Origin of the sequence: Croceibacterium mercuriale, assembly GCF_000802385.1 — a bacterium.
Lineage (GTDB): Bacteria > Pseudomonadota > Alphaproteobacteria > Sphingomonadales > Sphingomonadaceae > Croceibacterium > Croceibacterium mercuriale.
Window position 1 is genome coordinate 2,000,474 of record NZ_JTDN01000001.1, and the last position, 9,711, is coordinate 2,010,184.

A 9,711-nucleotide genomic window follows, 5' to 3' on the forward strand; every position below is an offset into this window, starting at 1 on the left:
CTGCAACAGTTTGTAACAAACCCTGTTCCGGGCAACCTTTCACGTGCCCGGCTGCCAGCAAGGTCCCCTGCCTGACTGCCCTATCTTGTCGGCACCGCATCTGCTTCACCGGTGCCGGAAGGACCGGCCAGCTCCACTGCGTAGACGTGCCCGGGGCCCCACATGTTGGAGCGGAAGACGAGCCATTTGCCGTCGGGCGTGAAGCTTGCGTTCGGCTCCGACCGGTAATCGTGATTGCGCAGATCGACCAGCTGCTCGGGATCGAGCACGCCGGGCGTGATCAGGCTGCCGCTGTTGGCCGCATGGATCCCCGCCACATCGGGAATTGCGCGCGGGCGGAGCAACCAGATGTACTTCCCGTCGGGCGCATGTGCAGCCATCTCGGCATCGCCGCCATCGCTGGAGAACAGCGTGTCGTCCTGGTTGCTGTTGAAGTGGACGCCCCAGCTGTTGCGATCGAGATGGTTCCACATCCGCTTGCCAGTCTCGACATTGTAGCCGGCGACCCAGAAATCCTCCCCACGGGGGGTCTGGAGGTCGTACCACACGGTCGAGCCATCCTGGCTCCACCATTCATGGCCGGCGATTTCCATGTTCATGGTGCGCGTATGGATCAGCTTGGGCGTGTCGGGACGATCGACGCGTACCAGCCACATGCGATCGACGACGTGCCAGTTGCCTTCATGGCAGTAGAGCAGCAGGTTGGGATCGGTGGGCGAGAACTGCAGGTGGTTGAGCCAGTCGGTGGATGCCGTGACCGTCTTCTTCTCGCCCGTCCGGATGTTGATCGTGAAGATCTCCATCGGAATGTTCATCGTCAGCCGCCGGTTGATCTGGACCTCGCGCCCTTCGGCATAGGTCAGGTCCTCCCCGTTCGGTCCGACTTCGTCCGCCGGATCGCGATTGGCCATGACGCTGCCGGGGTTCTCGCCGACGCCAGCACCGCCCGTGATCCGGGCTCCGGCGAACAGCGTCTCGTCGGCATTGATCGTGGCGACGGAATATTCGGGGTCGAGCGTGGTGATCATGCGCGACTGGCCGGTCGCGAAGCTGTACGCCATGATCGCTCGGGGCTCCCGGCGGGCGGTGTTGCGCACTGGTACGGCAGCGCCCGGCGTGTGGGCCGAATTGGCGTCGTGCCCCTGCGTCTGCTCGATGCCTGTAATGTAATATACGTCGCCCGTCCTGTGACCGACGAACTGCAGGCTGACGCCGCCCGGCACGATCAGCTTCGACTGGAAGCTGCCCAGGTCCAGTGCCATGATCCCGCTGGGCGAACTGTACGCCATCCACCGCCCGTCGGGCGTGTAGCTGTTGACGTTGAAATAGTTGCTGCTGCTGCCAGCCTCATCGGAGATGCGGACGATGCGGTGGCCGGTCGTCTGGTCGATCCATTCCTTTGGCGGCGTATCCTGACCGGGCGTCGCCATCAATGTGGCCGGGCGTTCCTGCGCCTGTATCGCCCCCGCCCCAGCAGAAACGAGTGCCAGAGCCGCCACCATCAAGAACTTCATATTCATTCCTACCTGCAGGCCCGGGTCTCGCCAGCTCGACATGGGATGGCGATTGATCCGGAACATGGCAGCAGTAGCCGCAGGGGTGGCCATGTTCAACGGACCGTCTTGGCCAGCGCCTGACAGATCTGCGGCGAGGCGCCTTTCACGCCGATCAGACCGCCCTTCTCGCCGCGACCTCCGGACTAGAATTCATGTCGCTTGGTGACCGTGTTCAAGAACCGTCGCACCGGACATTCGAGGTGGCTCAGGACCGGCGGTATGGGCGCAGGTGGCTGGCTGGTGACCGGAGCACCCGGCATGGGACGTGGAGGTGGGCATATGTCCCGCCATCGGCCCCGGACAAGTTTAGTGGCTTGACCAGTCATGATGCCCGGGCGATCACAGCCGCCGTAATTCGGACGTTGAACTGAGAAAGGTTCCTTGTGAGCTTGAAGACGAAAACCGTATCGTTCTGCAAGGTTGTCCTGCTGACTGCCGCGATTGCAACAACAGTGCCGCTGCAGGCGCAGTTCAATCTGGGGAACGCCCTCAATTCGGTCAAAAAGATTGCCGACGCGGTCACCGTCTCGGATGGGGAGATCGTCGCCATGTTCGGGCAGATGTCCGACGAGATGGACCGCATGAACCCGGTGGCACCGCCGGACGATCCCTACGCGCAGCGCCTGGCTGCGCTGACCGCGGGTCTCGACAATTATGACGGGCTCAATCTGGACATCAAGGCCTACCGGGTGGCCGACGTCAACGCCTTCGCCATGGGCGATGGCACGGTGCGCGTCATGGCCGGTCTGATGGATGGCTTCGAGGACAACGAGATCCAGTGCGTGATCGGCCACGAGATCGGACATGTGAAGCTGGAGCACTCCGTGAAGCGCATGAAGAGCGCGCTGCAGCAGGACGCCGCCTTGAGCATCGCCAGCACGGCGAGCGGCGACGTTCGTCAGCTTGCGGATTCCGAACTGGGCAAGCTGGTCGGCCAGGTGATCGACGCACAATATTCGCAGGCGGACGAGACCGCTGCCGACGATTATGCCCTGACCTTCATGCGCAACAACAATTATGACGTGCAGGGCTGCCCATCGGCGATGGACAAGCTGGCGGCGCTCAGCGGCGGTGCGGGCGGCGTGGCCTTGCTGCAGACCCACCCCAGCCCGCAGACGCGGGCCAGGCGGATGCGCCGGCAGCTGGACTGATCGCGGCACCCTTGTTTGTCGGTCCGGGGCAACCCGGTCCGGAACCGCCGGTTGCGGCAGGACGCGGCAGCGCAGGCCTGACAATGGCATGTCCGGACGTGTATCGCTCGGACATGCACCCCATTGCCTCGCCTGGCGCATGCCCCTCCTCCGCACGCCCTGCCCATTCCCGTGGGACCCGATAGATGGCCCTGGGCGCAAGACCGGGTCGCAACGGCATGCCGGCCCGGCCGACCACCTGGCGCGAGCGGCTGGGTGCGCTGCGCAACCTGCCGCCGTTCCTGGCCATGGTGTGGCGCACCAGCCGCCTGCTCACCGCCACCACGCTGGCCGTGCGGCTGGTCCGTGCGCTGCTGCCGGTCGCGATGCTGTTCGTGGGCAAGCTGATCATCGACGAGGTCGTGGCCCTGACCCAGGTCGCGGCGCCCCCAGCGGACCTGTCCGCCTGGCTGAGCTCCGGCCTGCTCGGTCGGTTGGAGGCGCTGCTGCTGGCCGAGTTCGCGCTGGCGGTCGCGTCCGACCTCCTCGGCCGGATCGTGTCGCTGGTGGACGGACTGCTTTCCGATCGCGTCAGCAACGACGCCAGCGTGCGGCTGATGGAGCACGCTGCCACCCTCGACCTTGCGGATTTCGAGGACGCCGCCTTCCAGGACCGGATGGATCGCGCCCGCATGCAGGCGAGCGGCCGCATGTCGCTGATGGGGCAGCTGTTCGGGCAGGCGCAGGACATCATCACGGTGGCGAGCTTTGCCGCTGGCCTGGTGGTGTATGCGCCGTGGCTGATGGTGCTGCTCGCCGTCGCGCTGGTCCCATCGTTCCTCGGCGAAGCGCACTTCAATGCGTTGAGTTACGCGCTCAGCTACGTGCGCACGCCGCAGCGGCGCGAGCTCGACTATGTCCGCCAGGTCGCGGCCAGCGCGGACACCGCCAAGGAGGTGAAGATCTTCGGGCTCAGCCAGTTCCTGATCGACCGCTACCGCACCATCTCGCGCGAGACCTACCATGCGAGCCGCCAGCTGGCGCTGCGTCGCGCAGTGTGGGGCGTTGTCTTTGCCGCCCTGGGCACGATCGCCTATTACGCAGCCTACGCCTACATCGCCTGGGGCGCGGTGACCGGGGCCCTTACGATCGGCGACCTGACCTTCCTTGCCGCCTCGTTCCTGCGGCTGCGAGGATTGCTGGAAGGGCTGCTGACCGGCTTTTCCTCGACCGCCGGACAGGCGCTTTACATCGACGATCTCTTCTCGTTCCTGCGGACAGAGCCCGGCATCCGCTCGCCCGAGGACGCGCTGCCCTTCCCGCAGCCGATGCAGGAGGGCTTCGTGTTCGAGGATGTCGGCTTCCGCTATCCGGGATCGGAGCGGTGGGCGGTGCGCCATCTGTCCTTCAGCCTGGCGCCGGGCGAGGTGGTGGCGCTGGTCGGCGAGAACGGTGCCGGCAAGACCACGCTCGTGAAGCTGCTCGCCCGCCTCTACGACCCGGTCGAAGGTCGCGTGCTGCTCGATGGGCGGGACCTGCGCGCGTACGCTCTCGAGGGTCTGCGCGCCGCGATCGGCGTCATCTTCCAGGACTTCGTGCGCTACAACCTGCCGGCTGCCGACAATATCGCCGTCGGGCGGATCGAGGCGCGTGACGATCGCGCGCGGATCGCGGCCGCCGCCTCCGCCGCGCTCGCCGACAGCGTCGTCGCCAAGCTGCCGAACGGATACGACCAGATGATCGGCAAGCGGTTCCGGAACGGGGTCGACCTGTCTGGCGGTGAATGGCAGAAGATGGCCATCGCCCGCGCATACATGCGCGATGCCGAGGTCCTGATCCTCGATGAGCCGACCGCCGCGCTCGATGCACGGGCGGAGTACGAAGTGTTCCAGCGCTTCCAGGAACTGAGCGCCGGACGCAGCGCGATCCTGATCTCGCACCGGTTCTCCAGCGTCCGCATGGCCGACCGCATCCTCGTGCTCGCCGACGGACGGGTGGAAGCATCCGGCACGCATGGCGATCTGCTTGCCGCCGGTGGCCGCTATGCCGAACTGTTCGAGCTTCAGGCCGCGGGCTATCGTTGACGCCAACCGGACATGCTGCTGGCCTATTGCGAACAGTAGCGGCCCGCCAGTCTGTATGCGCTGGCGTTCCGCATCGCATCGACCTGCCTGGTCGGTAACGTCGAGGCGGCCGCGCTGCAGGCGTGGTACGAACACATGCCGGTGCGCCCGGCCATGCGACCTGGCAGCGATGCCCGCTATTTTCGCCGGTTCGACTTCGGCACGCTGATGCGGATGCATGTGCTTGATACGCGATCGTACCGCAGCAACCAGCTGTGCGAGACGCGGGGCAGCGACCTGGTCTGCGAGCCACATTATGACGCAGCACGGACCATGCTGGGGGCGGAGCAGGGGGCATAGCTGGCACTCGGCATGACGGCCGGCCCGGGCTGGCACTTCATCGCGCAACAGGTGCCGATGATGCCGTTCGATGTGCGCCATGACGGTGCGGCGGAGCCGGTCTACAGCGTGGACAACTGGAACGGGTACCGCGCGGCACGGCACAGGATGGCGGGCCTGATCGACGGCCGCGGTCTGAAGAATGTGGTGATCGGCAGCGGCGACATGCACCAGCATGTGGTGGGCACCCTGCCCGGCAACCCGGACGATCCGCTCTCCCCGCCCATCGCCACCGAATTCCTGGCGACATCCGTCACCTCCGGCGGCAGCGGCTCTGAACGGCAGGCACACCAGCGGCGCACGTCGGACCATAATCCCCTCCTTCAATTGCTGAACAACCAGCGCGGCTACCAGCTCTACCGGGCTGACGGGCGGCACTGCATCGCTGACATCAAGGTGCTGGATCAGGTTGATCGGCCTGACGGACGGATGGGCACGGCAGCGAGTTATGTGGTGGAGAACGGCAGGCCAAGCGCTGACATGGCATGACGTTCTGAGAGCATCGTATTTGGCCTGACCTTGCCGGTGGCCCGTTACCGTCACGCAGCTGTAAAGGACCCCACGTAAGCGCCCTTTCGAACCAAAGGGGTAAGTTTCCGCGTGATCGATAACCAACTGTTAGGTTGCTCTGTAGTAGCTCTCGTACTGGCAGCCTTGCCTGCTACTGCGCAGGCCAGCACCGATGCCACCGCCACGAGCCCGAACACAGACGGGCTGGAGGTCATCACCGTAACGGCCCAGCGCCGCGAGCAGAGCGCGCAGGACGTGCCCATCGCACTCACCGTGATTGGCGGGGAAGAGCTGGAACGACGCAATATCCAGACCGTCAGCGACCTGGAAAACAGCGTGCCCAGCCTGGAGGTCGATGCGCAGTTCGGCGGTGGCCAGCCGCAGTTCCGCCTGCGCGGCGTGGGCGGCACAGATTATGCCGCCAACAACACCAACACCGTCGGTGTCTATGTGGACGAGGTCGCACTGCCCTATGGCGTGATGACGCAGGGCGCGCTGTTCGACATCGAGCGGATCGAGGTACTGCGCGGCCCACAGGGCACGCTGTACGGCCGCAACACCACCGGCGGCGCGATCAGCGTCATCACCGGCACCCCCACGCGCAACCTGCGCGTCGGGGCCAGCCTGTCATACGGCCGGTTCGACCAGTTCGACGGTGAAGGCTATGTTTCCGGTCCGGTCAGCAACACCCTGAGCGCGCGCATCGCCGTCTCCAGCCAGCAGGGCGGCGCCTGGCAGCGCAACCGCGACACGGGCGAGGAACTGGGCGACCGGGACCGCAACTCCGTCCGCGCCAAGCTGCGCTGGGAGCCCAGCGCGATCACCACCGTGGACCTGCAGGGCGATTACAGCCGTGACAAGTCCGACGGGCGCGGCCTGCAGCTGCTGAACGATTTCACCGATGCCAGCGGACGGTTCTATCCGGCCGATACCGATCACCGCGCGACCGGCTGGGGCATCTCCACCACCTTTGCCGAACTGCTGGGCGTCGACACGGATGCGAAGCCCTTCCGCAACAATGAAGGCTGGGGCGCGCAGTTGCGCGTGAACAGCGACCTGGACTGGGGCACGCTGACCGCGATCGTCGCCCATCGCGACTTCACCCGCCGCGAGTTCAACGACTGGGACGCAACCTCCTCCAACGAGGCGGGCACCTATTTCTTCAACGACATCGACGTGGAAAGCGGCGAGATCCGCTTCGCCAGCCGCCAGGATCGCCCGTTCCGCTGGCTGTTCGGCGCGTACCAGTCGTTCGAGACGGTGGATGGCGGCTTCATGTCCGACTTCACGCAAGCCGCCTCGCTCCGGAACATCTTCTCGACCAGCTACAATCAGGAGGTTTCGACCACTGCGGGGTTCGGCAATATCGAGTACGACATCGCGCCGACGCTGACCTTCTCCGGCGGCATGCGGTTCGAGCATGAGCGGCGCAGCCTGAACGGCTTCCGGACGGAGATCATCTTCCCCGCCTACCAGCTGCGCGCGACGTCGGACCGTGATCTGGACATGGACGAATGGTCTGGCCGTGCGGCACTGGACTGGCAGTTCAGCGCGGTGGCGCATCTGTACGCCAGCATCTCGCGCGGGGTGAAGTCGGGCGGATTCACGACCTACAATACCGGCATCCCGTCGCAGAACGATCCCTACGACCCGGAAACGCTGGTCGCCTACGAGGCCGGGCTGAAGTCCAACCTGCTGGACAACCGGGTCCAGCTGAACCTGACGGGCTTCTACTACGATTATCGCGACTACCAGCTGCAGGGCGTGATCTACACCGGCGCATCGCGCGTCGGCCGGATAACCAACGCGCCGCGCGCGCATCTGTACGGTGCGGAGGTGGAGCTGTCCGCCGTGCCGGTGGACGGGCTGACCATCGTGCAGAACTTCGCCTACAAGATGGGCGAGTTCGACGAGTACATGGCCCCCGTCTCCGCCACGATCGATCCGGCGACCGGGCTGTACTCGAACATCCAGTACGAGGATTACAACGGGCGACGCCTGAACCTGCCCAAGATCGACTACAAGGGTTCGGTCGCTTGGGCAGTGCCGGTGGCGGACTGGACCGTGACGCCGGAGGTCAACTGGAACTACCGGTCCGAGCGGTGGAGCGAGTCCGATGCCTCCACCATCCCGGCATACTGGCTGGCGAATGCGAACCTGTCGCTGACCCCGCCGGGTGAGACGTTCGCGGTGACCCTGTGGGTGCGCAACCTGTTTGACGAACAGGTGCAGGAAACGCGCAACCGCTTCATCTCGGCCCGCACGGTGTCGACCAATCCGGTGCGCACATTCGGCGTCCGGCTGAACTACAGCTACTGAGACACTTGCCATGACCCTGCTGCACACCCCGACTGGCCGCCGATCCTTCCTGCTGGGTGCCGCCATCGGCGTGCCGGCGCTGCTGACCAGCGGACGTGCGCTCGCCGCCAGCGATCCCTTCACGCAAGGGGTCGCCAGCGGCGATCCGTGGCCGGACGGTTTCGTGATCTGGACCCGGATCGCGCCCGATATCACTGCGGCCGACGGGCTGGGCGGCGCGCCCGACAATCTGCCGGTGCGCTGGGAAGTCGCAGAAGATGACGGATTCCGCCGGATCGTGCAGGCGGGCGAAGCGGTGTCACGCCACCTGATGGGCGGCGCGGTGCATGTGGATCTGGCGGGGCTCAGGCCCGACCGGCCTTACTGGTACCGCTTCAACGCCCTGGGCGTGAACAGCCCCGTCGGTCGGGCGTGGACCACGCCGCTGCCAGACGCACAGGTCAAGGCAGTGCGGTTCACGGCCGCCACCTGCTCGCATTACGAACAGGGCTGGTTTTCGGCCTATCGCCATATGGCGGCGGACGAGGAGAGCCGCTTCACCCTGTTCCTGGGCGACTACATCTACGAAGGCGTGGGCCGACCCGCAGGCGAGGGGCGCGTGCGGTCCTATGGCGATCTGCCGGTGGCGGACAGCCTGGCCAATTACCGCCGCCGCTATGCCCTGCACCATGCAGACCCGGACCTGCAGGCCCTGCACGCGGCGGCGCCGGCACTGGCGATCTGGGACGATCACGAGACCATGAACGACTATTCGGGCATCTGGTCGCAGGAGGGGGAGCGCCTGCCCCCGACCGCCTTCGCCTGGCGTCGCGCCAATGCCTATCGCGCCTTCGTGGAGAACATGCCGCTGCGGCTGTCGCGCACCTGGCAGGGGGCGCGCACGACCATCTTCCGCCGGATGCAGTGGGGCAATCTGGCGCAGTTCGACCTGCTGGACGGCCGCCAGTACCGCTCCGCCCCCGCCTGCACCGCCGGGCTGGACAGTGCCCGCGGGCACATGACCGCGCCCGACTGCCCCGACCTGGAGGATCCGGCGCGCACCTTCTTGGGCTTCGAGCAGGAACGCTGGCTGTATGATGGCTGGCAGCGCAGCAGCGCGCGCTGGAACCTGATGGTGCAGAACCTGCTGGTCGCTCCGATGGTGTTCGACACGCCCGAAGGTCCGGTGATCTGGACCGACACCTGGAACGGCTTCGGCGCGGCACGCCGCCGGTTGCTGGACACGATGGTATCGAGCGGCATCGCCAATCCGGTTACGCTGGCGGGCGACTACCACTCGTTCTGGTGCAACAATCTCTATCGCGGGTTCGATGCCAACCGGTTCGCGGTCGACGGCCTGAACGTTAGAGGCGAAGCACCCGTCGCGGCCGAGTTCGTGGTCAGTTCGGTCACCTCCAGCGGCCCGCCACAGGACTTCTATCGCCGGGCGATGCCGAACAATCCGCAGATCACCTTCTTCGATTCCGAACATCGCGGCTACATGAGCTTCGACATGACGGCCGACCGCCTGGACGCGCGCTGCATGACGATCAGCGACAAGGCTGATCCGCGCGCGACCCTGAGCGTGCTGCACCAGCGCAGCGTGGAAGCCGGACGACCTGGCCTCGCCTAGGATCGCCAGCCGAGATGCCCCCAGTGGTCGGCTGCACCTTGTCGTTCCAGCCATCGGCGTTCGCTTGCTGCTGTCCGAGGCTGTTTCTTGTCCCCGGGGGGATCGGCTCACATCCAGGCAGA

General features: G+C 65.9%; 5 protein-coding genes and 1 pseudogene. 5 read left to right on the forward strand and 1 reads right to left on the reverse strand.

Annotated features, from left to right (window positions below; all coding sequences use genetic code 11):
- Positions 1 to 80 precede the first annotated feature (80 nt).
- A complete protein-coding gene (locus tag PK98_RS09300; protein WP_039096586.1) occupies positions 81 to 1,514 on the reverse strand; it encodes an oligogalacturonate lyase family protein in 1,434 nt (477 codons plus the stop codon).
- Positions 1,515 to 1,945: 431 nt separating this feature from the next.
- Here PK98_RS09300 and PK98_RS09305 point away from each other — a divergent pair, with 431 nt between their 5' ends.
- From PK98_RS09305 to PK98_RS09325, 5 genes and pseudogenes are all read left to right on the forward strand, one after another.
- On the forward strand, positions 1,946 to 2,707 hold the full coding sequence (locus PK98_RS09305) for a M48 family metallopeptidase (RefSeq protein WP_152608575.1): 762 nt from the start codon (positions 1,946 to 1,948) through the stop codon (positions 2,705 to 2,707).
- A 218-nt stretch (positions 2,708 to 2,925) separates the two neighbouring features.
- The gene (locus PK98_RS09310) at positions 2,926 to 4,770 is read left to right on the forward strand and encodes an ABC transporter ATP-binding protein (protein ID WP_039095954.1); all 1,845 of its coding nucleotides are present in this window, start codon (positions 2,926 to 2,928) and stop codon (positions 4,768 to 4,770) included.
- An 87-nt stretch (positions 4,771 to 4,857) separates the two neighbouring features.
- Positions 4,858 to 5,637 (forward strand): annotated as a pseudogene (locus PK98_RS09315) (alkaline phosphatase D family protein).
- 165 nt (positions 5,638 to 5,802) lie between these two features.
- Positions 5,803 to 7,977: a TonB-dependent receptor gene (locus PK98_RS09320; RefSeq protein ID WP_235425443.1), complete on the forward strand. Its 2,175-nt coding sequence runs from the start codon at positions 5,803 to 5,805 to the stop codon at positions 7,975 to 7,977.
- Positions 7,978 to 7,987: 10 nt separating this feature from the next.
- On the forward strand, positions 7,988 to 9,589 hold the full coding sequence (locus tag PK98_RS09325) for an alkaline phosphatase D family protein (RefSeq protein ID WP_039095956.1): 1,602 nt from the start codon (positions 7,988 to 7,990) through the stop codon (positions 9,587 to 9,589).
- Positions 9,590 to 9,711: the final 122 nt, after the last annotated feature.

Coding starts and splice junctions, on each gene's coding strand:
- PK98_RS09310 (WP_039095954.1), top strand. CDS start 2,926: ATGCCGGCCCGGCCGACCACCTGGCGCGAGCGGCTGGGTGCGCTGCGC.
- PK98_RS09325 (WP_039095956.1), top strand. CDS start 7,988: ATGACCCTGCTGCACACCCCGACTGGCCGCCGATCCTTCCTGCTGGGT.
- PK98_RS09300 (WP_039096586.1), bottom strand. CDS start 1,514: ATGAAGTTCTTGATGGTGGCGGCTCTGGCACTCGTTTCTGCTGGGGCG.